General features: G+C 73.0%; 19 protein-coding genes. 10 read left to right on the top strand and 9 right to left on the bottom strand.

Translation table 11 applies throughout. From position 1 onward, the window contains the following. The first annotated feature begins 74 nt into the window (after positions 1 to 74). Positions 75 to 1,811 carry an AMP-binding protein gene (locus ACFY0O_RS29495; RefSeq protein ID WP_388952108.1) on the top strand — a complete coding sequence of 579 codons (1,737 nt, stop codon included), beginning with the start codon at positions 75 to 77 and terminating at the stop codon, positions 1,809 to 1,811. A gap of 30 nt (positions 1,812 to 1,841) precedes the next feature. Here the strand turns inward: ACFY0O_RS29495 and ACFY0O_RS29490 are convergent, their stop codons facing one another. Then, entirely contained in the window at positions 1,842 to 3,068 is a 1,227-nt protein-coding gene (locus tag ACFY0O_RS29490; RefSeq protein ID WP_388952105.1) for a maleylpyruvate isomerase N-terminal domain-containing protein, read from the bottom strand. Further along, positions 3,065 to 3,643 carry a sigma-70 family RNA polymerase sigma factor gene (locus ACFY0O_RS29485; protein WP_042816979.1) on the bottom strand — a complete coding sequence of 193 codons (579 nt, stop codon included), beginning with the start codon at positions 3,641 to 3,643 and terminating at the stop codon, positions 3,065 to 3,067. The genes ACFY0O_RS29490 and ACFY0O_RS29485 overlap by 4 nt, the downstream gene beginning before the upstream one ends. 268 nt (positions 3,644 to 3,911) lie before the next feature. Between ACFY0O_RS29485 and ACFY0O_RS29480 the strand changes: the two genes are divergently transcribed. Then, entirely contained in the window at positions 3,912 to 4,424 is a 513-nt protein-coding gene (locus tag ACFY0O_RS29480; protein ID WP_388952102.1) for an EF-hand domain-containing protein, read from the top strand. Between the two features lie 56 nt (positions 4,425 to 4,480). Here the strand turns inward: ACFY0O_RS29480 and purU are convergent, their stop codons facing one another. Both purU and ACFY0O_RS29470 read right to left on the bottom strand, forming a co-directional pair. Further along, positions 4,481 to 5,359, bottom strand: a complete 879-nt coding sequence (gene purU, locus ACFY0O_RS29475; protein ID WP_358898791.1) for a formyltetrahydrofolate deformylase — start codon at positions 5,357 to 5,359, stop codon at positions 4,481 to 4,483. Between the two features lie 28 nt (positions 5,360 to 5,387). Next, on the bottom strand, positions 5,388 to 5,834 hold the full coding sequence (locus ACFY0O_RS29470) for a hypothetical protein (RefSeq protein WP_358898822.1): 447 nt from the start codon (positions 5,832 to 5,834) through the stop codon (positions 5,388 to 5,390). A 196-nt stretch (positions 5,835 to 6,030) separates the two neighbouring features. On the opposite strand from ACFY0O_RS29470, the gene ACFY0O_RS29465 reads away from it, so the two are divergent. Continuing rightward, entirely contained in the window at positions 6,031 to 7,422 is a 1,392-nt protein-coding gene (locus ACFY0O_RS29465) for an ABC transporter substrate-binding protein (protein ID WP_388952099.1), read from the top strand. Between the two features lie 5 nt (positions 7,423 to 7,427). Here the strand turns inward: ACFY0O_RS29465 and ACFY0O_RS29460 are convergent, their stop codons facing one another. Together ACFY0O_RS29460 and ACFY0O_RS29455 are read right to left on the bottom strand one after the other, a co-directional pair. Further along, positions 7,428 to 9,323: a hypothetical protein gene (locus ACFY0O_RS29460; RefSeq protein WP_388952097.1), complete on the bottom strand. Its 1,896-nt coding sequence runs from the start codon at positions 9,321 to 9,323 to the stop codon at positions 7,428 to 7,430. A 91-nt stretch (positions 9,324 to 9,414) separates the two neighbouring features. After that, a complete protein-coding gene (locus tag ACFY0O_RS29455; protein ID WP_388952095.1) occupies positions 9,415 to 10,797 on the bottom strand; it encodes a transcriptional regulator in 1,383 nt (460 codons plus the stop codon). A 219-nt stretch (positions 10,798 to 11,016) separates the two neighbouring features. Between ACFY0O_RS29455 and ACFY0O_RS29450 the strand changes: the two genes are divergently transcribed. The 7 genes from ACFY0O_RS29450 to ACFY0O_RS29420 all read left to right on the top strand — a co-directional run bounded on the left by ACFY0O_RS29450 (position 11,017) and on the right by ACFY0O_RS29420 (position 20,670). Continuing rightward, complete coding sequence (locus ACFY0O_RS29450; protein WP_388952093.1) at positions 11,017 to 11,697, top strand: bifunctional DNA primase/polymerase; 681 nt, start codon at positions 11,017 to 11,019, stop codon at positions 11,695 to 11,697. A 171-nt stretch (positions 11,698 to 11,868) separates the two neighbouring features. Continuing rightward, the gene (locus tag ACFY0O_RS29445) at positions 11,869 to 12,729 is read left to right on the top strand and encodes an ABC transporter ATP-binding protein (RefSeq protein WP_388952090.1); all 861 of its coding nucleotides are present in this window, start codon (positions 11,869 to 11,871) and stop codon (positions 12,727 to 12,729) included. Next, a complete protein-coding gene (locus ACFY0O_RS29440; RefSeq protein WP_388952088.1) occupies positions 12,726 to 14,336 on the top strand; it encodes a transporter in 1,611 nt (536 codons plus the stop codon). The genes ACFY0O_RS29445 and ACFY0O_RS29440 overlap by 4 nt, the downstream gene beginning before the upstream one ends. Before the next feature lie 82 nt (positions 14,337 to 14,418). Continuing rightward, the gene (locus ACFY0O_RS29435) at positions 14,419 to 14,721 is read left to right on the top strand and encodes a hypothetical protein (protein WP_388952086.1); all 303 of its coding nucleotides are present in this window, start codon (positions 14,419 to 14,421) and stop codon (positions 14,719 to 14,721) included. Beyond that, positions 14,718 to 19,196, top strand: a complete 4,479-nt coding sequence (locus ACFY0O_RS29430; RefSeq protein WP_388952084.1) for a putative T7SS-secreted protein — start codon at positions 14,718 to 14,720, stop codon at positions 19,194 to 19,196. The genes ACFY0O_RS29435 and ACFY0O_RS29430 overlap by 4 nt, the downstream gene beginning before the upstream one ends. Further along, complete coding sequence (locus ACFY0O_RS29425) at positions 19,193 to 19,552, top strand: hypothetical protein (RefSeq protein WP_388952082.1); 360 nt, start codon at positions 19,193 to 19,195, stop codon at positions 19,550 to 19,552. Before ACFY0O_RS29430 ends, ACFY0O_RS29425 begins: the two co-directional genes overlap by 4 nt. 68 nt (positions 19,553 to 19,620) lie before the next feature. Next, positions 19,621 to 20,670: a hypothetical protein gene (locus tag ACFY0O_RS29420; protein WP_388952080.1), complete on the top strand. Its 1,050-nt coding sequence runs from the start codon at positions 19,621 to 19,623 to the stop codon at positions 20,668 to 20,670. A gap of 10 nt (positions 20,671 to 20,680) precedes the next feature. On the opposite strand, the gene ACFY0O_RS29415 is transcribed toward ACFY0O_RS29420, so the two are convergent. The 3 genes from ACFY0O_RS29415 to ACFY0O_RS29405 form a co-directional block, all read right to left on the bottom strand. After that, positions 20,681 to 21,094 carry a VOC family protein gene (locus ACFY0O_RS29415; RefSeq protein WP_388952077.1) on the bottom strand — a complete coding sequence of 138 codons (414 nt, stop codon included), beginning with the start codon at positions 21,092 to 21,094 and terminating at the stop codon, positions 20,681 to 20,683. Positions 21,095 to 21,211: 117 nt separating this feature from the next. Further along, entirely contained in the window at positions 21,212 to 23,275 is a 2,064-nt protein-coding gene (locus tag ACFY0O_RS29410) for a calcium-binding protein (protein WP_388952074.1), read from the bottom strand. 209 nt (positions 23,276 to 23,484) lie between these two features. After that, the gene (locus tag ACFY0O_RS29405; protein ID WP_388952071.1) at positions 23,485 to 24,432 is read right to left on the bottom strand and encodes an alpha/beta fold hydrolase; all 948 of its coding nucleotides are present in this window, start codon (positions 24,430 to 24,432) and stop codon (positions 23,485 to 23,487) included. Between the last annotated feature and the right edge of the window lie 194 nt (positions 24,433 to 24,626).

Raw genomic sequence — 24,626 nt, 5'->3', positions numbered from 1 at the left:
GAGCCCTACGCTCTGCCCTTGATCTGACTGACCGTCAGCTGGCTGCGGCCGGCGCGCCCAGGGAGAGGCCCGCGATGACGACGACGGACAGCGCGAGGACGGCCGACACGCCCACGGATGGCGCGAGGACGGCCGACACGCCCACGGATGGCGCGAGGACGGCCGACACGCCCACGGACGACGCGAGGACGGCCGACACGCCCACGGACGACGCGAGGACGGCCGGCACGACAGGGGCGGCCGACACGACCACGGACGAGGACGCGAGGGCCCTCGCCGTCGGGCTGGGCCGCTCCCGCACCCTCTGGGAGCTGATCTCCCGCCGCGCCGACCTCACCCCCGGCGCCCCGGTCCTCATCGAGGCCGCCGACGACCCCGCCGACGACCGCACCCTCACCTTCGGCGCCCTGCGCGACCGCGCCGAACGCGTCGCCGCCGGCCTCCACGACCGGGGGGTGCGCCCCGGCACCGTCGTCGCCTGGCAGCTGCCGACCCGCATCGAGACGGTCCTGCTGTCGGCCGCCCTCGCCCGCCTCGGCGCCGTCCAGTCCCCCGTGATCCCCTTCTACCGCGACCGCGAGGTGGCCTTCGCGCTGCGCTCCTCACAGGCCGAGTTCTTCGCCGTCCCCGGCACCTGGCGCGGCTTCGACCACACCGCCATGGCCGCCCGGCTCGGCGCGCGGGGGGTCTTCGAGGCATACGCCGACCTGCCCGACGGCGACCCCGCCGTGCTGCCCCCGCCGCCCGCCGACGGCACCTCGGTCCGCTGGATCTACTGGACCTCCGGCACCACCTCCGACCCCAAGGGCGTCCTGCACACCGACCGCTCCCTGATCGCGGGCGGCTCCTGCCTCGCCCACGCCCTGCGCCTGACCCCCTCCGACGTGGGCTCGATGGCCTTCCCGTACGCGCACATCGCCGGGCCCGACTACACGGTGATGCTGCTGCTCTACGGGTTCCCGGCGGTCCTCTTCGAACGGTTCGCGATGCCGGACGCGCTGGACGGATACCGCCGCCACGGGGTCACCATCGCCGGCGGCTCCACCGCCTTCTACTCCATGTTCCTCACCGAGCAGCGCAAGGACCCCGCCACGCCCCTCCTCCCGAGCCTGCGGCTGCTCGCGGGCGGCGGCGCCCCCAAACCGCCGGAGATCTACCACGCGGTGGTGCGCGAGCTGGGCTGCCGGCTCACCCACGGCTACGGCATGACCGAGGTCCCGATGATCACCATGGGCTCCCCGGACGACACCCCCGAGAACCTCGCCACCACCGAGGGCCGCCCCCCGGAGGGCATGTCCATCCGCATCACCACCCCCGACGGCACCCCCCTGCCCGCCGGCACCGACGGCGAGGTCCGGCTGCGCGGCGAGGCGGTCTGCCAGGGCTACCTGAACCAGAAGGACGCCCCCGACGCCTTCGACGCCGACGGCTACCTGATCACCGGCGACCTGGGCCACCTCACCCCCTCCGGCCACCTCGTCCTCACCGGCCGCAGCAAGGACGTGATCATCCGCAAGGGCGAGAACATCTCGGCGAAGGAGATCGAGGACCTCCTCCACCAGCTCCCCGGCATCGGCGACGTGGCCGTCATCGGCCTCCCCGACGAGGAGCGCGGCGAACGCGTCTGCGCCGTCGTCGAGCAGCCGCCCGGCGCGGCCCCGCTGACCCTCCCCCAGGTCACCGCCCACCTCCGCGCCCAGGGGCTGTCCCCGCACAAGCTCCCCGAACAGCTGGAACTCGTCGACGTCCTGCCCCGCAACGACGCCCTGCGCAAGGTCCTCAAGTACCGCCTGCGCGAGCGCTACTCCTGACCCCGCCCGCGCCCCGCCCCCTCCCCATCCCTACAGGCGGCTCAGCGACGCCGCCGCGAACAGCACGTCGCGGATGGCCTCCCGGTCGCCGGTCTGGCCGACCGCGGCCTCCTCCGGGGAGATGTGCCCGGCGGCCAGCTGGCAGAACTCCAGCCCGTCCAGCGCGACCTCCGCCACCGTGTGCTCCCGCGAGGGCCGGGCCGCCGGGGAGTCCAGGGCGATGTCCCAGCCGCCCCCGCCCGCGCCCTCGATCTCCAGGTGCAGGGTCCGCCCCGGCGCCCCCGCCGCGACCAGCCCGCGCGCCGGAGCCGCCAGGCCCGTACGGCGACGGCCGGCCAGGGCCCCGGGCAGCAGCCGCGCCGCGAGGTCGATCATGCCGTGCAGGTGCGGACCGGACGGCGGCTCGTACGGGTAGTCCACCGCCTCCGCGATGTCCCAGGCGTGCACCCAGCACTCGAAGGCCCGCTCCAGGAAGGCGTCCCCCAGCGGCAGCGCGAAGCCCCCGTAGTCCACGGACAGTTCGGCCACGCCCCGGCCCGCGAAGGAGACCGTACGGACCAGGGTGTGCCCCTGCTCCCGCCAGGGCTCGCGGACCTTCCGGGCGGACTGCGGGGACGCCGACCTCCAGTAGTGCTCGGTGCGGCCGGTGGGGCCGCCCGGCGGGGCCTGCGGGCCGAGCGGGTCGTCCAGTCCCAGCGCGGTGGCGACCAGCCCGTCGACCGTCAGCAGGTGCCCGATCACCCCCGCCACGGTGGTGCGGTGGCTGCGCCGGCGCTCCTCCTCGAACCACTTCAGCCGCACCGGGGTGTCCCACTCCGACTCCCCGAAGTCCCGCAGCAGCGCGTCCAGCCGTGCGGTCTCGGTGTCGTACGGGTTCGCCCACGCGGGGACCGGGATCCGGGCCGGGCGCTTGCCCAGGCAGTCCTCCAGCACCCGTGAGCGCAGCAGCGGCTTGAGGTCCAGGCTCTCCTCCGGGTGCAGCAGCCCGACGGCGTCACGCAGCCGCAGCGCCTCCTCGGCGCAGGGCGCGCACTCGGTGAGGTGGTCCTCGACGGCCTGGGTCTCCTCGGCGGAACAGGCGGCCAGCGCCCACGCCCCGAGCAGGGACTTCAGCACGGCGTGCGAGGGCGGCGCGGGCGGCAGGACCACGGGCGCTTCGAGGTCGTCACCGGCCGCGCGCGGACCCGGTATCAGCGCGGGTCCGCCCGCCGGGGGCTCGTACGCGTCGTCGGGGGTGTCATCGGTGGGTCCGGTCATCGGGTGGTTCCGTATCCGCGTGGGCCGTATCCGGGCGGGGCGGTGTCCTCCCTCGGGAGGACGTTGGCGGTCGACAGCAGCTGGAGCCCGAGCCGCAGCCGGCGCCGCGCCTCGTCCTCGCTGATCTGCAGGTCGGCGGCGGCCTGCCGGTAGTCCCGGCGCTTGAAGTACGCGAGTTCCAGGGCGGCCCGCAGGGGTGCGGGCATGGAGGTGACGATGTAGTCGGCGCGGGCGGCGGCGTTGGCGCTGCGCACCTTCTGTTCGAGCTCCTCGCGCGAGCCCCGGCCCAGTTCGGCCTGGCGCAGCCGGGCGACGGCCTGGCCCTGGGTGATCCGGGCGACCCAGGAGCGCATGGAGCCCTGCTTGGGGTCGTAGGCGTCGGGGTTCTCCCAGATGTAGCCGAAGACCTCGCGGGTGATGCGGTCCGCGGCCTTCTCGTCACCGAGCACGCGGTGGGCGAGGCTGTGCACGAGCGAGGCGAAACGGTCGTAGAGCTCCCCGAGCGCGGCGGCCTCACCGCGGGCGAGGCGCTGCTGCATGCGGCGGTCCCAGCGCGGTGGAACGTCCTTCGCCATGGTGCCTCCAGCCGTGTGTCGACCCGTCAAATGTAGTCGCCACCGGCCGGACCGCGCCGGTTTTGGGGGAACGTCCCCCCTGGGTGCGAAGCCCGTGCTAGCCGTACACACGTACGCGCCCCACCGCGCTCCCCGTGCGCGGGTTCGATGCGGCCACCCCGTCGACCGCTCCGCTTAACGCGCAGGCCATCGAGGGCTTACGCTCCTGCCTGTCTTGATCTGCACCTCAAGTGCACCCCAACGCACATGTGAAGGCGGAACGCCGCATATGGACAGCGCAGAATACGAGCGCAAGATCGCCTCTCGATTCGCCACCTTCGACCAGGACGGGTCCGGCTACATCGACCGCGAGGACTTCAGTACGGCCGCCCGCGCGGTACTGGCCGAATTCGGTGTCGCCGCCCGCTCGGACCGGGGCCAGGCCGTCTTCGCCGGGGCGGAGGCCTTCTGGCAGGGCATGGCCGGGATCGCCGACGTGGACGGGGACCAGCGCGTGTCCCGCGAGGAGTTCGTGACCGGGGCGGCGAAGCGGCTGCGGGACAACCCCGAGCGGTTCGCCGAGATCGCCCGCCCGTTCCTGGCGGCGGTGGTCGCGGTGGCGGACGAGGACGGCACGGGCGCCACCCCGGCGACGGCGACCCGGGTGCTGCGCGTCCTGGGCACGGCCCCCGAGCTGGCCGCCCAGGTGGCCGCGGCCCTGGCGGACCGGGACGGCCACATCTCGGAGGACGTCATCCTCCGGGCCTTCGCCTCCTACTGCGGCGTCGACCCGGACGCGTGAGCACCGCCCCGCTCGGGGGCCCGGGGGCGGCGGGCCCCCGGACCCTCCCGCGGGGGCTACGCGAAGACGACCGTGCGGGAGCCGTTCAGCAGCACCCGGTGCTCGCTGTGCCACTTGACGGCCCGCGCCAGCGCCTGGCACTCCACGTCCCGGCCGACCGCGACCAGCTGGTCCGGCGTGACCTCGTGCCCGACCCGCTCGACCTCCTGCTCGATGATCGGCCCCTCGTCGAGGTCGGCCGTCACGTAGTGCGCGGTCGCGCCGATCAGCTTCACACCGCGCGCGTGCGCCTGGTGGTACGGCTTGGCGCCCTTGAAGCTCGGCAGGAAGGAGTGGTGGATGTTGATGATCCGCCCGCTGAGCTCCTTGCACAGGGTGTCCGACAGCACCTGCATGTAGCGGGCCAGCACCACCAGCTCGACCTTCTCCGCCCGCACCAGCTCCAGCAGCTGCGCCTCGGCCGCCGCCTTGGTGTCCTTCGTCACCGGGATGTGCACGAAGGGGATGTCGTAGGAGCCGACCAGCTCGGCGAAGTCGGTGTGGTTGGAGACCACGGCCGCGATCTCCACCGGCAGCGCGCCGATGCTCGCGCGGAAGAGCAGGTCGTTCAGGCAGTGGCCGAACTTCGACACCATCAGCACGATCCGCATGCGCTCGTCGGAGCGGTGGATCTGCCAGTCCATCCGGAAGCTGTCGCCGATGGCGGCGAAGCTGGCGCGCAGCTTCTCCAGCGTGACCTCCGGCTCGGCCTCGAAGTGCACCCGCATGAAGAAGAGGCCGGTCTCCCGGTCTCCGAACTGCTGGCTGTCCACGATGTTGCAGCCGGTCATGAACAGGTAACTGGACACGGCGTGCACGATGCCCTGCTTGTCGGGGCAGGACACGGTCAGGACGTACTGGGGCAGGGGCCGGGCCCCGGGCTGCGGGTCGCTCATGACCCCATAGCCTTTCACACCGCGCACGTCACACCGCGCGCGTGAGCATCCTCAGCACGTCCACGGAGCTCGGCCGCTCGTCCGGGTCCTCCCCGTCCGCGACGGACATCCGCACGTGCGCCTCGCGGGCCGCCCGTACCGCGTCGGGCCAGGCGGCGTCCTCCAGGTAGGCGGTCACGGGCGCGTCCGGGCCGACCTGGTGCAGGATCCGCAGCACGCGCAGCACGGCGAGGTCGACCAGGGCCGCCTCCTGGGCGTCGCGGAAGATCGTGCCGATGTACTTGTCGGCGGACCAGCTGTCGAGCCAGGTGTCCTCGACGAGCCGGTACACGGCGTCGGTGACGTCCCCGTACCCTGCGGCGCCGGCGAGCCAGACCTCCTGGTGGAACACGGGGTCGGAGAGCATGTGCAGCGCCGAGCGCACGTTGCTGCGCCAGCGCCACCACGGCATGTCGTTGAGGGGCATGCCGCCCATGGTGGAGGAGCGGCCGCCGCGGCGGGAAGAGTTCTTCGAACCTTGGGCGAATGTCACGCTTTCGATCGTACGTTCCCCACAAATGCGATCTTGACGCACCTATCCCCACCCCGTCCCCGGCCGTTCACCTGGGCGTCACCCGATGTTGTGTACACCTCAGCACCGAGTTACCCCTGTGGCGGAATGGTCGTGGGACATGACCAAATGCCGACGCGCAACCACCTTGATCCGTCTGCTCCTTGCCGCAGCGACAGGTGCGTGTCTCACCACAGCGTGTGGGGTGCTCCCCGGGAACTCGGGGGGATCCGGGGACACCCTCACGGTCATGACGTTCGCTCCCATGGGAACCAAAGCCACCAACATGCCCGGAATGCCCGGCATGGCCAAGGCGTACGAGCGCTGGATCAACGCCAACGGTGGCATCAAGGGCCGCAAGCTGCGCGTCCTGACCTGCAACGAGAAGAACACCGCGACCGGCGCCGCCGACTGCGCCCGCGAGGCCATCACCAAGAAGGCGGTCGCCGTCGTCGGCTCCTACAGCCAGTACGGGCGCGCCTTCATGGCCCCGCTGGAGGCCGAGGGGATCCCCTTCATCGGGGGCTACGGGGTCACCGCGGAGGAGTTCCAGAGCACCCTGTCCTACCCCGTCAACGGCGGCCAGCCCGCGCTGCTCGCCGGCGCCGGCCACCAGCTCGGCAAGGCCTGCGCCCAGGTCTCCCTGGTCCGGCCCGACACCCTCGCGGGGGACACCATGCCGGTGCTGCTGAACGCGGGGCTGAAGGCCAACAACGCCCCGGAAGCCTCCGACATCCGGGCGGCCGAGGACGCCGCCGACCTGATGCCCCAGGCCCGCGAGGCCCTGGCCGACACCGCCCCGGGCGGCTCGGGCGGCGGCGGCTCCAAGGCGTCGACCACCCCGAGCCCGTCCGGCTCCCCGTCGGCCTCCCCCACCGCCAAGCCCTCGCCCTCGCCCTCGCCCTCGCCCTCGTCCTCGTCCGCGTCCAAGAGCTGTGTCACGGCCGTGCTCGGCGAGCGCACCGAGACCTTCTTCGACGCCTTCCGCCGCGCCGACTCCACGCACCGCAACCCGCAGATCTCCTCCGTCCTCGGCAGCGTCAGCCAGACCCTGGTCGACCGCACCGGCGGCAAGGAGAGCCCCTTCGAGGGCGCGCTCGTCACCAGCTGGTACCCGGTGTCCACCGACCCGCTGTGGGCGCCGATGCGGAAGGTGATCAGCGACGAGGCCTTCGGCGACGACACCGTCGAGGCCGACGACAGCGGGGCCCAGACCACCTGGATCGCGTACACGGTCTTCAACCAGATCGTCCAGAAGTTCAAGGAGGGCGAGGAGGTCACCGCACGCAAGGTGGCCCGGACGCTCAACGAGGCCTCCGGCATCGCCACCGGCAACCTCACCCCGGACCTGAGCTGGCGCTACCAGGACATGCGGGCGGTCGCCGGCTTCCCGCGCCTGGTGAACGGCCGGGTCAGCTTCCAGGTCGTCCAGCAGGGCCGGCTCGTCGCCCAGCCCGGCGAGAAGGACCAGGACATGACCCCGGTCCTGGAGTCCGCCCCGCGCTCGGCCTGACCCAGCTACAGCTGGGTCGTGTCGCGCCGGGTCAGCGCGTACTTGGCGGCGATCGCGTTCCACATGTTCGCCGCCGACTCCTTCGCCTTGGTGGCCTCGGCGCTGGACTTGTTGCCGTCGGCCGCGTCGTCGGTCTGCTTGGCCTTGCCGTCCTTGCAGCCGCCCTTGTCGTGGCCGGCGGCGTCCGCCCAGTCCGCGTAGCTGTTGTCGGCGGCCGCCGAGGCGTTCCAGGCCTTGGTCAGGGCGGCCGAGAGCCGGGCGTGGTTCGGCAGCAGGTCCGTCTTCAGGTCCGAGAGGCGGGTGATCAGCTCCTCGCGCTGACGGGCCGCGTCCCGCAGGTCCTGGGCGGCCTGGCCGAGGTTCTTGCAGTCCTTGATGTCGTCCACGGCCTTGATCACCACGGTCCGGCTGTCGTTGGCGTCCGCGAGCAGCTTGTCCAGCTGGACGGCCTGCGGGCGCGCCGGGTCCACCGGCGCGGAGCCGCCCGGCGCGTCGGCGTCGGCGGCGGCTCCGCCGGAGCCCGGGGAGGTCGCGACGGGGTCGTTGTTCTGCGCCTTGCCGTCGCTCAGCAGCGCCCCCACCCCGAGCCCGGCCACGACCAGCCCGAACACCGCGGCGGCGATCACCGCGGGCGGAACCCGGCGCGCGGGGGCCGACGGGGGCGGGGGCGGGGCCTGGAACTGCTGCGGCGGCTGCGGCTGCGGCTTCGGCCGGCGCCGCTGCGGCGCGGCGGGCGGCGGCGTCCGCCGCGCCACCGGCTCGGCGACGGCCCCTCCCCCACCACCGCCGTCCCGGAACAGCCCCTCGTACCCGTCCCCGCCGGGCTCGGCGGGGACGGGCGGAACGTACGGGGCCGCGGCGTCAGCCGCACCGCCCGCCGGGACGGGAGGGATGTACTGCGTGGCAGCATCCGCCACACCGCCCGCCGGAACCGGCGGAATGTACTGGGTCGCGGCGTCCGCCACACCGCCCGCCGGAACCGGCGGCAGGAACTGCGTGGCGGCATCGCCCGCACCACCCGCCGGGACGGGAGGGATGTACTGGGTAGCGGCGTCGCCCGCACCATCCGTCGGGACCGGCGGAATGTACTGAGTGGCGGCATCAGCCGGGCCGCCCGCCGGAACGGGAGGGATGTACTGGGTGGCGGCATCACCCGCACCACCCGCCGGAACGGGAGGGATGTACTGGGTGGCGGCATCACCCGCACCACCCGCCGGGACGGGAGGGATGTACTGCGTGGCGGCGTCAGCCGGGCCGCCCGCCTGCACGGGCGGAATGTACTGGGTGGCGGCATCCGCCACACCGCCCGCCGCGGCCGGCGGGAGGTACTGCGTCGCAGCCCCGGCACCGCCCGCGTGCGGCAGGTCGAACGGGGGCGGGCCCCCGGCCGGGGTGCCCGGTACCGCCGGGACGGCCTGGGTCTCGGCGCCCGCCAGCATGGCTCCCGGTGCACCCGGGCCCATCGGGGCAGGGGGTGCGGGAGGTGCGGGCGGGGCGTACGGGGCGCGGGGGCCGGCGGCGCCCACCTGGGGCAGGTACTGCGTGGCGGCGTGCGCCACGTGCGCACCCGGGCCCGCCTGCACCGGCGGGACGTACTGCGTCGGGGCGTCCGCCACCGGCGGGTAGCCGTAGCCCGGGGTGCCCGGGGCGTCGGGGCCGGGGGCGTGGCCGGTCTGGGGGTAGCCGTACGCCGGGGCGCCCGGCTCCGGCGGCGGGACGTAGGCGGCCTGGACCGGACCGCCCTGCTGGCCGTGCCCCTGCGGCTGCCCCTGCCCCTGCGGCGGCTGCGGCGTGCCGTACGGGTCCTGCGCGGGCGGGAACCCGTACCCGGGGGCGGCCCACGGCTGCCCGGCCTGTGGCGTCCCGGGCTGGGGGACGCCCCCTTGTCCGTTCTCCGTCACCGGGACTCCTTCTCGCCTTCTCCGACGTCCGCGCTCCGTGGGGGATCCGCGCAGCCGTCGGGTCACGCTACCCGGTCACGGCGTGCCGACGTCAGGCCACCTGAACCTCCAGCCTCGCCCCGAACTCCCGCACCGCCGGTTCCTCCCGGTACGGTTCCAGCCGCGCCCGGAAGTCGTCCAGGTACTCCGCACCCCGCCGCGAGCGCAGCGTCCCCAGCAGTTCGGCGGCCTTCGTCGCCGTCTGGCAGGCCTGCTCGACCTCCCGCTGCTGCACCTGCGCCGCCGCCAGCAGCAGCAGGCCGATCGCCCGCCGGCGGGCCTTCGTCACGGGCAGCCCCCGCAACGCCTCCTCCGCCCGCCGGCCCGCCGCGTCGGCCTGGCCGAGGTCGCGGTGGCAGTGCGCGAGCTCGTCCGCCAGGTAGGCCTGGTCGAAGTGGCGGATCCACACCGGGTCGTCCCCCGACTCCGGCTCGGCCCGCTCCAGCGCCGTCACCGCCCGGCCCGACAGCACCGCCGTGGACCTGGCGTCGCCGAGCAGCGCGTGCCCGCGCGCCTCCGCCGCGTAGAACATGGCCTCCACCCGCGGGGTGACCTGCCCGCGCGTGCCCTCCTGCGCGGCCCGCGCCAGTTGCGCGATCTCTCTCGGGTTGCCCAGCTCGGCCGCGAGGTGGCTCATCGACGCCGCCAGCACGTAGCCCCCGTACGCGCGGTCGCCCGCCGCCTGGGCCAGCCGCAGCGCCTGGATGTAGTAGCGCTGGGCCAGGCCCGGCTGGCCCGTGTCCACCGCCATGTACCCGGCGAGTTCCGTGAGCCGGGCCACCGCCGCGAACAGCGCCCGGCCCACCGGCTCCCGGTAGGAGCCGCCGATCAGCCCGGAGACCACGGAGTTGAGGTAGTGCACGACCACGGGCCGCACGTGCCCGCTGCCGAAGCGGTGGTCGAGGTCGGTCAGCGCCTGCGTGGTGGCCCGGACGGCCTCCACGTCGGACATCCCGACGCGCGAGCCTCCGGTGCGCGCCACCTGGGGGTCGGCCCCGGTGATCAGCCAGTCGCGGCTGGGCTCGACGAGCGCGGAGGCGGCCACGCTCGACCCGGACAGGAAGTCGCGGCGCCCGACGTCGCTGCGCCACAGCTCGCAGACCTGCTCGATGGCGCCGACGACGGTCGGGGAGAACTGCAGGCCGACCCCGGAGGCGAGGTTCTTGCCGTTGGCCATGCCGATCTCGTCGATGGTGACGGTCCGGCCGAGTTTGCGCCCGAGCGCCTCGGCGATGATGCCGGGCGCCCGGCCGCGCGGCTGCTGGCCGCGCAGCCAGCGGGCCACGGAGGTCTTGTCGTAGCGGAGATCGAGGCCGTGCTCGGCCCCGCACATGTTGACGCGCCGGGCGAGCCCGGCATTGGAGCACCCGGCTTCCTGGATGAGCGCCTGCAACCGTTCATTCGGCTGGCGGGCGACGAGAGGCCTGGCTGCCATGAAAACCCCCTGAGACGCGGGTGATCGTTGGAATGATCACTTCCCGCCTGAAGTGCGGAGAATCTTCCTCTCTGCGACGTGTCGTTACCCATCGGCCGCGCCCCGGCCTCCTACGCGCCCCCGCGCGTGCACCCGTGCGCCCCGCGTGCAGGATCGATGCACCGCCGGCCCGCGCGTTTATCCCCGTAACCCCGGGTGACGCCGGGAGTTGTGCTGCACGTGGAAGAGACCATCGGAGTCACGGAGACCGCACCCATCCCCCAGCAGCGCGGCGAGCTGCTGCTCGACCATGCGGTGCGGTACGTGGAAGAGCGGCACTGGGACGTCTTCGCCGGTACCTGGCTGGAGCCCGGCGACGGCCGCGAGGTGTGCTCCTGCGGGGTCGCCGACTGCCCGGCACCCGGCGCGCACCCGGCGGTGAAGGACTGGCGCTCCCTGGCCTCGGGCAGCGCGGTGGGGGTGCGGCGGATCTGGGGCAAGCACCCGGGCGCGTCCATCCTGCTGCCGACGGGCCGCACCTTCGACGCCCTGGACGTGCCGGACTCCGCCGGCTTCCTCGCCCTGGCCCGGCTGGAGCGCATGCAGCGCACCCTCGGCCCGGTCACCCTCACCCCCGACCACCGGATGCTGTTCTTCGTGCTGCCGGGCGCCGGGGCGAAGGTGCCGGACCTGGTGCGCAAGCTGGGCTGGCTGCCGCACGCCCTCGACCTGACCACGCGCGGCGAGGGCGAGTACGTGGCGGCGCCGCCGACCCGCTACGGCGGCAAGGGCCCGGTGCAGTGGGCCCGCAAGCCCACCCCGGCGAACCGCTGGCTGCCCGACACCGAGGAGCTGATCGACGCCCTCGCGTACGCGTGCGGCAGCGAGGCGGCCGCCGCCCGGGGCCGCCGCAAGGCGTAGCCCGGGGCCGCCGCAAGGCGTAGCCCGGGGCCGCCGCAAGGCCCGGGGGACGGCGCCGCCCCCTGACATACGTGGCCGCCACTTCATGACATTCGTAACTGCTGCGCCCTCTCCCCCTCCTCCTATGGTGGAAAAAGTACGACCACGGGGATGAGAACGAGAGGCAGGCGCATGCCGGACCAGGGTTATGCGGCGGGCGGTAGCGGTACGGGTACGGGCGGGACGGGCGGTTCGGGCGGGACGGACGGCGCGCGCCCCGCGGCGGCCGGGGTCGCCGTGCGGGTGGAAGGACTGTGGAAGCGTTTCGGCGAGCAGGTGGCCGTCGGCGGGATCGACCTGGAGCTGCCGGCCGGCCGTTTCATCGGCCTCGTCGGCCCGAACGGCGCCGGCAAGACCACCACGCTGTCGATGGTGACGGGCCTGCTGCGCCCGGACATGGGCCGGGTCACGGTCGCCGGGCACGACGTGTGGGCCGACCCGGTCGAGGTGAAGAAGCGCATCGGGGTACTGCCCGAGGGCCTGCGCATGTTCGAGCGCCTCTCGGGCCGTGAACTCCTCGGCTACATGGGCCGCATGCGCGGACTGCCGGGCGCGGAGACGGACAAGCGGGCCACCCAGCTGCTGGACGTCCTGGACCTGGCGGGCTCGCAGCACAAGCTCGTCGTCGACTACTCCACGGGCATGCGCAAGAAGATCGGTCTGGCGGCCGCGCTGCTGCACAACCCGGAAGTCCTGTTCCTGGACGAGCCGTTCGAGGGCGTCGACCCGGTGTCGGCGCAGACCATCCGCGGAGTGCTGGAACGTTACACCGCGTCCGGTGCCACCGTCGTCTTCTCCTCCCACGTGATGGAGCTCGTCGAATCGCTCTGCGACTGGGTGGCCGTCATGGCGGCCGGCCAGATCCGCGCCGCCGGCCCGCTGGCCGAGGTACGGGGGTCCGCGCCCTCCCTGCAGAACGCCTTCCTCGAACTCGTCGGCGCCCGCGACCACGCCTCCGGCGACTCCCTCGACTGGCTCGGCGGCGCCCGATGAGCGCCGCCACGGCCGAGGCCTCCCTCACCCCCCTGTTCGTCCGCCTCAAGCTCTCGCTGATGCGCAACGGGCTGAAGGGCTCCTCCAAGCGCAAGGCCGTCTGGATCACCAGCCTGGCGATCTCCCTGGCCTTCTCCGTACTCGCCACCCTGGGCCTGGCGCTGCTGCACGGCCACGCCCACGCCGGCACCGCCGTCGTCCTGATGGGCGCGATCCTCGCGCTGGCCTGGACCGTGATGCCGCTGTTCTTCCCCACCGCCGACGAGACCCTCGACCCGAGCCGGCTGGTGATGCTGCCGCTGCGCCCGCGTCCCCTCGTACGGGCCCTGCTGGCCTCCTCCCTGGTCGGCATCGGCCCGCTGTTCACCCTCTGCCTGGCCGTCGGCGCGGTGGCCGCGGTGGCGCACGGCGCGGCGGGGGTGGTGGCGGCCGTACTCGGCGCGCCGCTCCTGCTGCTCGGCTGCGTGGCCCTGGCCCGGGCCGTGGCCACGGCCAACGTCCGGCTGCTGACCAGCCGCAAGGGCCGCGACCTGGCCCTCCTCAGCGGCCTGCTGATCGCGATCGGCGCACAGCTGGTCAACTTCGCCAGCCAGCGCCTGTTCCAGGCCGGCGGGCTCACGGCGCTGGAGCCGGTCGAGGCGGTCGTCCGCTGGCTGCCGCCGGCGACGGCGGTCGGCATGGTCGACTCCGCGAGCCGCGGCGCCTACGCGCAGGCCGCCGCCCAACTGGCCCTCACCCTGGCCGCCCTCGGCCTCCTCCTGCGGTTCTGGGAGCGCAGCCTGACCCGGCTGATGGTCACCCCGGACGGCTCCACCCTCGCGGCGGCCACGCCGGAGAAGGAACGCGGTTCGGGCGGCGCCTGGACCCTCCTCCCCGACGGCCGCACGGGCGCGGCGATGCAGCGCACCCTGCGCTACGTGGTCCGCGACCCGAAGACGAAGTCGGCGTGGGTGTCGGCGCTGGCCGTCGGCGTGATCATCCCCGTCTTCAACGCCGTCCAGGGCTCCGGCTCCGTCTACCTCGCCTGCTTCGGCGCGGGGATGCTCGGCGTCCAGATGTACAACCAGTTCGGGCAGGACACCTCCGCCTTCTGGATGGTCGCCCAGACCATCTCCTCGCCGCGCGAGGCGTTCGTCGAACTCCGCGCCCGGGCCTACGCCCTGGCCCTGGTCACCGTCCCGTACACCGTCCTCGTCACGGTCGTCACGGCCGCGCTGGTCGGCGACTGGACGCGGTTCCCGGCCGCACTGGGCCTGGGGCTGGGCCTGCTGGGCGCGATGCTGTGCACGGGCGCGCTGGCCTCGGCGCACTTCCCGTACTCCATCCCGACGGAGGGCGCCTTCAAGAACGTCGTCCCGGGCCAGGCGGGCCTGGCCTGGTTGGGCATCTTCGGCGGCATGCTCACCTCGGCGGTGCTCAGCGCCCCCGTGATCGCCCTGGCGGTCTACATCAGCTTCTTCGCCGACGACCCCGCCACCCTGTCCTGGCTCGCCCTTCCGGCAGGCATCGCCTGGGGCACCCTGGCCGCCTGGACGGGCCTGCGCCTGGCCGCCCCAACGGTCTCCCGCAAACTCCCCGAAATCCTGACAGCGGTCAGCAAGGGCTGACCACCCCCACCCAACCCCACCAGGGGGTGCCAGGCCAGCGCCCGGCACCCCCTGTCGCGTGCCCGATGGCCGGTTTCACCCGTTGCCCCGTGGACGGCGTTTTTTCCAGGGCGGCTTCAAGGTGCTGGCCAACTCCGTCCTCGGAGGCAGCCCGTACGCGACCGAGCGGGAGGTCATGGACAAGGACTGGGGCCAGATCCTGGCCACCAACCCGTACACGAACCTCCGGGACGCCGACTACAGCGCGGAATCCACCCTCGAGTCCGCGCGGAACACCGACCAGGCGTGGCAGCAGACCTGGGACGACCTCAACCACAACGTCCACGGGAAGCTCGTCGACCTCAACCACGACCAGGACCAGGCCGACGGCGGTGAACACCGGTGACGGACTGGGGAGCACTGGCCGACAAGGGCCTGGACAAGCTGGAACACACCTGGACCGCCGCGAAGAAGAAGGCCGGCGAGGGCATCGACAAGGCCACCGACGAAATCGGCGGCATCCTCCACAAGGTCGGCCAGGACCGCTGGGCCGACGGCATCGAGGACGCCGGCGACAGCCTCGCCTCCCACCTCGGCGCGTCCGTCGCGGAACAGCAGCTGGGTCAGACCGAGCAGGCCGACGAGCTGGTCCACGGCTCTCCGGCCGACATCCGTGCCTGCGCGGCGCACATGAAGGACTTCCAGGCCGCCTTCGACCGGGTCGGCCAGGGCATGAAGGCACTGGACGCCGGCAGTTGGAAGGGCGCCGCGGCCGACGCGTTCCGCAAGGCCTTCGCCATGCACCCGGCGCAGTGGCTGCACGCGGCCGACGCCTGCCAGAAGGCGGGGGACGCGCTGACCCGGTACGCCGACACGGTCGAGTGGGCGCAGAAGCAGGCCCTGCAGGCGATCGTGCTCCACAAGACGGCGCTCAAGGTCCACCAGGACGCCGCCAACGCGTACGCCAAGGCCGTCGACACCTACAACGCCACCGCCCTCGCCGGAAAGAACCCCGGGCCGGTGCCCACCAAGCCCGACAACGCGGGCGCCGCCGAGGCCAAGCGGGCCCCGGAGCTCCTCACGGAGGCCCGCCGCCAGCGCGACGACGCCGCCGCCGACGCGGGAAAGGCCCTGACGGCGGCGCTGGAACACGCGCCGGCCAGGCCGGCGTCCCACGAGCAGGCCATGGCCCTGGCCCTCGACGCGGCCGCCATCGGCAACACGGAAATGACCCACCTCAGCGGAGGGGTCGTCAAGGGCACCGCCGGGGTGGTCAACTTCCTGCGCGGGATCACGCCGTTCGACACCTACAACCTCACCCACCCCGCGGAGTACCAGCAGAACGCCAGCATGACGCTGGCGGGGCTGGTCGCCGCCCCCGCCCACCCGGACCGCGTCGCCGCCGCCGTCGTCGAACCCTTCCGCGAGGACTTCGCCGAAGGAACCGGCCGCCTCCTGCCCGAACTCCTCGGCACGGAGGGCTTCGGCGGAGCGGCGAGGACGGGCGCACGCGCCGGTGCCCGGGTGGCGGAGGAGTCCGCCGGGAAAGCCGCCTCCAAGGAGGCCCGGGCCGCGCAGCAGGCGGAGCCGGAGGCCGCGGCCCGTTCCCAGGGCGAGAAGGTGTGCCGCGAGGACCCGGTCGACGTGGCGACGGGCCGCATGGTCCTCCCCCAGACCGACCTGGTCCTCCCGGGCGCGCTGCCCCTCGTCTTCACCCGGACCTTCGAGTCCTCGTACCGGGCGGGCCGCTGGTTCGGCCCGACGTGGGCGTCCACGATCGACCAGCGGCTGGAACGCGACGACGAAGGCCTGGTCCTCGTCCGCGAGGACGGCAGCCTGCTCGCCTACCCGCACCCCGAGCCCGGCATCCCGGTACTGCCCGCCCTCGGCCAGCGCTGGCCGCTGACCCTCGACGCGGACGGCGGCTACACCGTCACGGACCCCGAGTCCGGCCAGGCCCGCCACTTCGACGGCGACGGCGCCCTCCTCCAGCTCGAGGACCGCTCCGGCGCCTGGATCACGTTCACCTACGACGAGTCCGGCGCGCCCACCGCCCTCACCCACAGCGGCGGCCACGAGCTGCGCCTGAGCCGCTCCGGGGGCCGGATCACGTCCCTGTCCCTCGGCGACGGCACGGAGGTCCTCCGGTACGGCTACACCGACGGCCACCTCACCTCGGTCACCAACTCCTCCGGCCGCCCCCTGCGTTTCGGCTACGACGACCTCGGCCGGATCACCTCCTGGACCGACACCAACGACCGGCACTTCGCGTACGTCTACGACGAGCAGCACCGCTGCGTCGCCCAGTCGGGCGCCAACGGCCGCCTCGACGTCCGGTTCGCGTACGAGCCGGGCCGCACCACCCTCACCGACTCCCTCGGCCACACCACCCGCTTCCTGGTCGACGACCGGGCCCGGATCACGGCGGAGACCGACCCCGCCGGCGCGACGACGCAGTCCACGTACGACGGCCACAACCGCCTCCTGACCCGCACGGACCCCCTCGGGCACACGACCCGTTTCACCTACGACGAGGACGGCCGGCTGACCGGCGTCGTCCGACCGGACGGTCGCGAGACGCGGGCGGAGTACAACGCCCTGGGCCTGCCGGTGAAGGTGACCCGGCCGGACGGGCTCACCTTCCTCACCACGTACGACGCCGCCGGCAACCGCACCTCGACGACCGCCCCGGACGGCACGGTCACCCGCTTCACCTACGACGCCCGCAACCACCCGTCATCGATCACGGACGCCCTCGGCCACACGACCACCGTCCGCTGCGACGCGGCCGGCCTGCCCCTCTCGGTAACCGACCCCCTGGGCGGCACGACCAGCTACGAGCGCGACGCGTTCGGCCGCCCGGTCCGCGTCACCGACCCCCTGGGCCGCACCACCCGTCTCACCTGGAGCGTCGAGGGCCGCCTCCTGCACCGCGTGCACGCCGACGGCACGCAGGAGTCCTGGACCTACGACGGCGAGGGCAACTGCCTGACCCACACGGACGAGATCGGTGGCGTGACGGTCTCCGAATACGGAGACTTCGACCTGCTCACGGCCCGCACGGGCCCCGACGGCACCCGCCACACCTTCACCCACGACACCCAGCTCCGCCTCACCGGTGTCACCAACCCCCAGGGCCTCACCTGGCACTACACCTACGACCCGGCCGGCCGACTCGCCTCGGAAACGGACTTCGACGCCCTGGCGGCGGCCACCTCACCCGAGTCCACCGCCACCTGGCTCCGCGACGCCACCACGGGCCGCCTCCTGTCGGAGACGGTGAACGGCCGCACCCTCACCTACGGCCACGACACCCTGGGCCGCCGCACCACCCGGACGACCCCCTCCGGCTCTCTGTCCCGCTGGACGTACGACGCGGCGGGCCGCCGCACCTCCCTCACCACGGCGGGCCGCACCCTGACCTTCGAGCGCGACGCGGCGGGCCAGGAACTGACCCGCACACTGGGCCGGTCCCTCTCCCTCACCCACGAGTACGACGTGACGGGCCGCCGCACCGCCCAGTCCGTCGTCGGCGAGGACGGCCGGACCCTCCAGCGGCGCGGCTACAGCTACCGCGCCGACGGCTACCTGACCGGCATCGACGACTCCCTCACCGGCCCCCGCACCTTCACCCTGGACGCGGCGGCCCGCGTCACGGCCGTGGACGCAGCGAACTGGTCGGAGCGCTACGCGTACGACGAGGCCGGCAACCAGACGAACGCCACCTGGCCGACCCGGCACCCCGGCGCGGAAGCGCAGGGCCCGCGCACCTACACCGGCACCCGCATCACCCAAGCCGGCTCGATCCGCTACGAACACGACGCCCTGGGCCGCACCACCCTCCGCCAGAAGACCCGCCTCTCCCGCAAGCCGGACACCTGGCGCTACGAGTGGAACGCGGAGGACCGGCTGACGGCCGTCATCACCCCCGACGGCACCCGCTGGCGCTACACGTACGACCCCCTGGGCCGCCGCACGTCCAAACAACGCCTTGCCGCCTCCGGCGAGGTCGCGGAGGAAACCCTCTTCACCTGGGACGGCACGACCCTCTGCGAGGAGACCACCGGCCAGGTCACCCTGACCTGGACCCACCAGGGCCTGCACCCCGTCACCCAGACGGAACGCATCGACCAGCCGGAGATCGACGACCGCTTCTTCTCGATCGTCACCGACCTGATCGGCACCCCCACCCACCTGGTGGCCGAGGACGGCACCACGGCGTGGCACACCCGCACCACCCTGTGGGGCACCACAACCTGGAACCGCACGGCGACGGCCTACACCCCACTCCGCTTCCCGGGCCAGTACTACGACCCGGAATCCGGCCTCCACCACGACTACTTCCGCACCTACGACCCCGAAACGGCCCGCTACCTCTCCCCAGACCCCTTGGGCCTGGCCCCGGCCCCGAACCCGGCGGCCTACGTAGCCAACCCCCAGACTTGGTCTGACCCCCTGGGCCTCAGTCCGTGCTCGCCCACGGAAAAATCCCGTGCGGGTGTAGAACAAGCTCCTGTCGAACGCACTCTGGAAAACTCACTCGACAAGGACACATACCTGCGCGACGTGGCGAACAAATACGGAATCAATCTGCGTGGGTCAGGGCAGGAAATCCAGGTGATATTCGATCCTGCGATCAACAGCCTCGGAGTGACACGGGAGATCGAGAAGGGCCTGACAATCCGCATCGGGCCAGCGGGAATCACCGACGACGCCACTGCGGCCAATACAATAGCTCATGAACTGAGTCACGCCAGGTATCTCCTCAAAAATCATGGAAGCTTCGAAGGGGAAGTTCACGGAGACGCGGGCTCTATGGCCGACGGCACGCCATACGGATCCGGCAACGCGCTGGAAGACTGGATTGCAGGGAACAGATGATCACCGAAGGTACTTGGCACGAGACCGATGGAGAGCTGCACCCGTCCTGGCGTAAGGCCTTTAACGAGGAACCGGTCGGCGCCGACCTGACATCTCCATGCCCCTCATGCGGACGTCAGACACTTCATCGATGGTTTCGCCTCGACTTCGCAAAGCCGAAAACCATTCTGGGCGTCGACTACTCAGGGCACGGACGGGCGTGGGAATGGTGCAGCCATTGCCGCACTTTCGAACATTACATGGACGGGTTTGTCCCTGTGTGGTGGGACGAACCCTACTCCGTCAGCTCCGACGCACTGACCTACCACCCGGAAGCAATTGAGGAAGCCCGCCGGAAGTCCCTGCCGCCCGTCTGATGCCGCCGCGCGCCCTGCCCACGGCGCTCACGGGCCAGGATGTCAGAGGCGGGGGTTAGCGTCGGGGTATGGCGATCAATGCGGAGTTGCGGGGCTCGGTCGGGCTGGTGGGTGGGGGCGGGCTCGTTGATGGGTTCGGGTTCGAGGGGCGGTGTGGTGGGGCGCGGCGGGCCTTGCTGCGGAACGGGGAGGAGGTGGAGGTCTACGACCTTGACGAGCTGCTGGGCGGGGAGTTGGCGCCGGCCGCCGTCTTTTCGGCGCCTTGGCCGGGGTGGGACCGGGGGGTCGACTCCGTGAGTCCCGACGGGGGGTTCGCCGTGTTCTCCGGGCAGCGGGCCGTGCGGGCCGTCGGGGTGGGCGGGGAGGCGCTCTGGGAGTACCGGCACGGCTGCTGGGGGCCGGAGTCGGGGCATTCCCACAGCGGGGACGAGCAGGAGGTGTGCCGTGGGCTGGAGCACGGGTCCTGCCGGGTCTCGGACGACGGGCGGACCGTCTGGGCGCACGTCGTGCACGAGGAGCTGGAGTACTGGGTCGTCCTGGACTCCGCCGACGGGCAGGAGCTGGCCCGGCTGCCGCTGGACGACAGCGCCGCGGCCGGCTCGCACCACGTGTCCCACCCGGACGGGATCCACATGGGCCTGTCCATCGGCATGGGCCAGGACGGCATCCTGCTGTACTGGGCGCGGTGGGACGGCGAGAAGCTGACCGAGTGGGACCTCAACGAGACCGCGGACCGGATCCTGACCGACGTCCACCCGGGCCACCCCGGCTTCCTCACCGTCGAGCACTACGGCGCCGACCTGCGCCTGCACGCCCTGGACGGCGATGTCCTCGCGGTGGCGGAGCCGGAGGAGGACGAGTTCGAGGACCAGCCGTGCTGGGACTACGGCTGCGGCTTCGTCGACGCCGCCACCGTCATCGCCGGGACGGGCGAGGAGAGCGGCGAGGAGGAGACCTCGCACTGGCTGCTCGACGCCCACACCCTGGGGATACGCGGCCGGGTCGGCTACCCGGACGGCACCGTGCCCGGGTACGTCCGCCCGCTCGGCGACGGCACGTGGCTGACCTACGACGCCGGGGCGCAGACCCTCAACCGGTGGGGTGTGGCCGCCGGGTGACGGCCCCGCCCTATTCGGCGTACGGCTGGTCGGCGCCCTGGGCGCTGTAGGCGAGGCTCCAGATGTAGCCGTCCGGGTCGGCGAAGGTTCCGCCGTACCCGCCCCACGGGAGGGCGCCGGCAGGCTTGAGGATCTTGGCCCCGGCCTGCCGGGCCTCCTCCATGACCTCTTCGACCCGGGCCTCGCTGCGCACGACGTAGGTCAGGACCAGCCCGCTGAAGCCGCTGCCCTCCTGGTCGGTGCCCACCTGGGCGGCCAGGCCCTCACGCCCGTAGAAGCCGACGGGCGAGGCGCCGTCCGACTCGAAGAACACCGAGATGCCGAAGTCGTTCCGGATCTTCCAGCCGAGGCCCTCGGTGTAGAAGCGCTTGGAGGCTTCCATGTCCCGGACGCCGAGGAGGATCGAGCTGACGTGCGCCTTCATGTGCTGCTCCTGGTGGTGTGGTCGGTGGTCGGTGCTCGGGGGGATTTCCCCGTGAGAAGAAGGCTAGGAGCCGCCGACCACACCGTGCTTCTCGAATCCTGACCGGTCTCCGTCCCGTCAGGGGCAGCTGATGCGGGTGTCGCCCGGGTCGGTGGTGCAGGTGTCGGTGTTGAAGCCGCCGTCGGCGCGGTCGTTGCCGGAGACGCCGTCGACGGTGTCGAGGCGGTCGTTGCCGTAGGAGCCGGTCAGGGTGTCGCTGCCCGGGCCGCCGACGAGGAGGTCGTCGCCGTAGCCGCCGTCGACGTTGTCGTTGCCGGGGCCGGCGTAGACGGTGTCGTTGCCGTAGCTCGCCCGGACGGTGTCGTTGCCGCTGAGGGCGCAGATGACGTCGTTGCCGAAGCCGCCGTCGAGGGTGTCGGCGCCGCTGGTGCCGATGATCGTGCAGCCGTGGGCGTTGTTGGCGGTGCTGGTGGCCGTCGCCGTGTTGTTGGCGGTCGCCGGGTCGGGCTGGGTGGCGGAGGCGGTGGCCCGGTCCGAGAGGGTGCCGGTGGCGCGGGGTTCGGCGGTGAACCTGACGGTGGTCTGGGCGCCGGGGGCGAGGGTGCCGAGGGTGCAGTTGGCGGTGGTGGCGGTGAGGGTGCAGGTGCCCTGGGCGGGGGTGGCGGACAGGAGGGAGCCCGGGCCGGTGAGGGTGTCGGCCAGGGTGACGCCCGTGGCCGTCGTGGTGGTGCTCGTGTTGGTGACCGTCACGGTGTACGTGGCCTGGTCGCCGATGCTGACGGTGGCGGGGCCGGTCTTGGTGACGGCGAGGTCGACCCCGGGCGGGGGCGGCGGCGTGGTCGCCTGGTAGCGGACGAGGCCCCGGTCGTCGCCGGTGTTGCCGGAGACGACGATCTTCCCGTCGGACTGCGGGGCCACCGCGTTGGCGGTGTCGTAGTAGCCGAAGGAGACGTCGGTGTGGACCTTGCCGCCGGTGCCGAAGCCGGTGTCGAGGGAGCCGTTGGCGTTGTAGCGGGCCACACCGAAGTCGGCCTCGCTGACGCCTGCGGCGACGATCCTGCCGTCGGGCTGGAGGGCCAGGTCGGTGGCCCGGTCCAGGGTGTTGGCGCCGAAGTCGGTGGTGAGCCTGCCGTCGCCGTCGAAGGAGGTGTCCGGGCTGCCGTTCGGGTTGTAGCGGGCCAGCGCGAAGTCGAAGGTGGCGTAGCCCGCCGTCACGATCTTCCCGTCGGGCTGGACCTTGACCCCGCCCGCCACGTCGGGTCCGCCGAAGCCGGTGGTGACCCGGCCGTCGCCGTCGAAGGTGGTGTCGAGGCTGCCGTTCGGGTTGTACCGGGCCAGGGCGAAGTCGGAGTCCTCGGACGGGTAGTTGTAGCCGGAGCGGCCCGCGACGACGATCTTGTTGTCGGACTGGAGCGTCACGTCGTACGCGCTCGCGGAGCCGCCGGGGAAGCCGGTCGTCACCTTGCCGTCGCCGTCGAAGGTGGTGTCCGGGCTGCCGTCGGCGGCGTTGTAGCGGGCCACGGCGATGTCGGTGCCGCTCTCGCCCGCGGCCACGATGGCGCCGCCGGGCTGGATCGCGATCCCGAAGGCCTCCTGGGGGCCCGTGGTGCCGAAATCGGTGAAGGTGAAGCCGTCGCCGTCGAAGGTGCTGTCGAGACTGCCGTCCGGGTTGAAGCGGACGACCGTGAACGACCCGGCGGCGTCGGGTTCCGAGCTGTAGCCGGCCACGACGAGCTTTCCGTCCGGCTGGACCGCCACCGCGTCGGCCACGTCGTCGCCGCCGCGCAGGTCGGTCTGGATCCTGCCGTCGTTGTCTCCGTCACCGTTGAAGGTGGGGTCCAGGCTGCCGTCGGGGTTGTAGCGGGCCAGCGCCATGTCGGAGTAGCCCCCGGCCGCGGGGACGGTGGTGCCGACGGTGACGATCTTGCCGTCGGCCTGGATCACCATGCCGCGGCTCTCGTCGTAGCCGCCGCCCCCGAAGTCGGTGACGACCTTGCCGTCGCCGTCGAAGCTCGGATCGAGGTCGCCGGGTGCGCCGAGGGCGGTGGCGGGCAGGGCCAGGGCGAGCGCCAGACCGGCGGCGACCGCGGCGGCGGTGCGGCGGCGGGCCCTCCCGCCGCCGGAGGGGGACGGGTGCGGGGAGGTGGAGGTGGAGGTGGAGGTCAGGGGGAACGTGGACATGGAGACCCTTCGTCTGCTCGCCGCCGGCGTGCAGCGCCCAGGCGGCTCCCACGGGACAGGCCACAGCCTGTTGGGGGCGCCGCGGCCGGGCGCGTACGGCGGGCCGCGCTGAGCTCACTGGGGGCCGCGATCCACCCCATCGAGTGAGCGGCGCACCGGCGGAGGGCCGACCAGGGTCCCGTCGGGGGCCGGTTCGGGGGCCGGGCGGGTCAGGTGGAGGCCATGCCCGAGACCCCTTCCAGGAACGGTTCCAGCGCCGCGCGCAGGGCGGCCGGCTGGTCGTAGTGGACGTAGTGGCCGGCGTCCGGGATCTCGGCGTACTGGCCGGCCGGGAGGACGCGGACCATCTCCTGCGCCTCCGCGCGGCCCAGTTCGCCGTCCAGGCCGCGGACGACGAGGGTGGGGCAGCGGACCTGGGCGAGTTCCTCCCAGTGGGCGTCGTGCACCCAGGTCTCGCGGGCCGTCAGCATCTGCCGGCGGGAGAAGAGGGGCCGCCAGCCGTCCGGGGCCTGGTGCATCACCTCGGCGAAGAAGGCTCCGCGGCCGGGGTCGGGGCGCTCCACCCGGGGGTCGTCCTCGCCGAACCAGCGGCGGGCGGCGTCCTGCGTGGGGAAGGGGAGCGGCCAGCGGCGGAACCATTCCTCCCATTCCTGCTGGGAGGCCTCGCCGAGGGCGGAGGCCCGCATGTCGCAGATCACCAGGGCCTGGACGAGGTCGGGGCGGCGGGCGGCGAGCTGCCAGCCGGTGAGGGCGCCCATGGAGTGGCCGATGAGGACGACCGGGCCGAGGCCGAGCTGTTCGACGGCCGCCTCGGCGTCGGCCACGAAGGCCTCACGGCCGAGGGAGGGGGGCGGGGATCCGGGGTGGGGCGGCGGGGCGCCGAAGCCGGTCGGACCGCTCAGGCCCCGCAGTCCGCCGGGGCCGGCCGGGCCGGCCGTCACCGGGTGTCCGCTCTGGCCGTGCCCGCGCTGGTCCAGGGCCACCACGCGCCGGTGCTCGCCCAGCCAGCTCGCGGTGCCGGCCCAGTGGAAGGCCCGGCCCATCAGGCCGTGCAGTAACAGGACCGCCGGTTGCCGGGGCTCGGCGGGCGGGTCGCGGAACTCCCAGGCGGCCAGTCGGACGCCGTCGGCTGCAGTGACATCGATGCGCTGAACCACCGAGGATGCACCCCCTTCGCTCCCGGCCAGACTATCGAACCCGTATTCGAAAACGGGCGTCTCGCCGACAACACCGCTCTTTCGAGTGACCTTGCTCAAGGATTGGCCGCCGCTGCCGAGGGAGATCCTTTCAGCAGGGAGGCGGGCCGCTCGGGGAAGACGGTCCGAAGGGGATGACCTTGAGAGCTCGGGGC

Source organism: Streptomyces sp. NPDC001594 (assembly GCF_042893675.1).
GTDB lineage: Bacteria > Actinomycetota > Actinomycetes > Streptomycetales > Streptomycetaceae > Streptomyces.
The sequence above is the reverse complement of the archived record's forward strand: the minus strand, read 5'-3'. Positions and strand labels throughout refer to the sequence as shown.

Bases quoted from the DNA above. Each gene is read 5' to 3' on its own strand.
- ACFY0O_RS29415 (WP_388952077.1), bottom strand. From the start codon at position 21,094: ATGAAGGCGCACGTCAGCTCGATCCTCCTCGGCGTCCGGGACATGGAA.
- ACFY0O_RS29495 (WP_388952108.1), top strand. From the start codon at position 75: ATGACGACGACGGACAGCGCGAGGACGGCCGACACGCCCACGGATGGC.
- ACFY0O_RS29480 (WP_388952102.1), top strand. From the start codon at position 3,912: ATGGACAGCGCAGAATACGAGCGCAAGATCGCCTCTCGATTCGCCACC.
- ACFY0O_RS29425 (WP_388952082.1), top strand. From the start codon at position 19,193: ATGATCACCGAAGGTACTTGGCACGAGACCGATGGAGAGCTGCACCCG.
- ACFY0O_RS29445 (WP_388952090.1), top strand. From the start codon at position 11,869: ATGCCGGACCAGGGTTATGCGGCGGGCGGTAGCGGTACGGGTACGGGC.
- ACFY0O_RS29465 (WP_388952099.1), top strand. From the start codon at position 6,031: ATGACCAAATGCCGACGCGCAACCACCTTGATCCGTCTGCTCCTTGCC.
- ACFY0O_RS29470 (WP_358898822.1), bottom strand. From the start codon at position 5,834: ATGGGCGGCATGCCCCTCAACGACATGCCGTGGTGGCGCTGGCGCAGC.
- ACFY0O_RS29440 (WP_388952088.1), top strand. From the start codon at position 12,726: ATGAGCGCCGCCACGGCCGAGGCCTCCCTCACCCCCCTGTTCGTCCGC.
- ACFY0O_RS29485 (WP_042816979.1), bottom strand. From the start codon at position 3,643: ATGGCGAAGGACGTTCCACCGCGCTGGGACCGCCGCATGCAGCAGCGC.
- ACFY0O_RS29420 (WP_388952080.1), top strand. From the start codon at position 19,621: ATGGCGATCAATGCGGAGTTGCGGGGCTCGGTCGGGCTGGTGGGTGGG.
- ACFY0O_RS29410 (WP_388952074.1), bottom strand. From the start codon at position 23,275: ATGTCCACGTTCCCCCTGACCTCCACCTCCACCTCCACCTCCCCGCAC.
- purU (WP_358898791.1), bottom strand. From the start codon at position 5,359: ATGAGCGACCCGCAGCCCGGGGCCCGGCCCCTGCCCCAGTACGTCCTG.
- ACFY0O_RS29490 (WP_388952105.1), bottom strand. From the start codon at position 3,068: ATGACCGGACCCACCGATGACACCCCCGACGACGCGTACGAGCCCCCG.
- ACFY0O_RS29455 (WP_388952095.1), bottom strand. From the start codon at position 10,797: ATGGCAGCCAGGCCTCTCGTCGCCCGCCAGCCGAATGAACGGTTGCAG.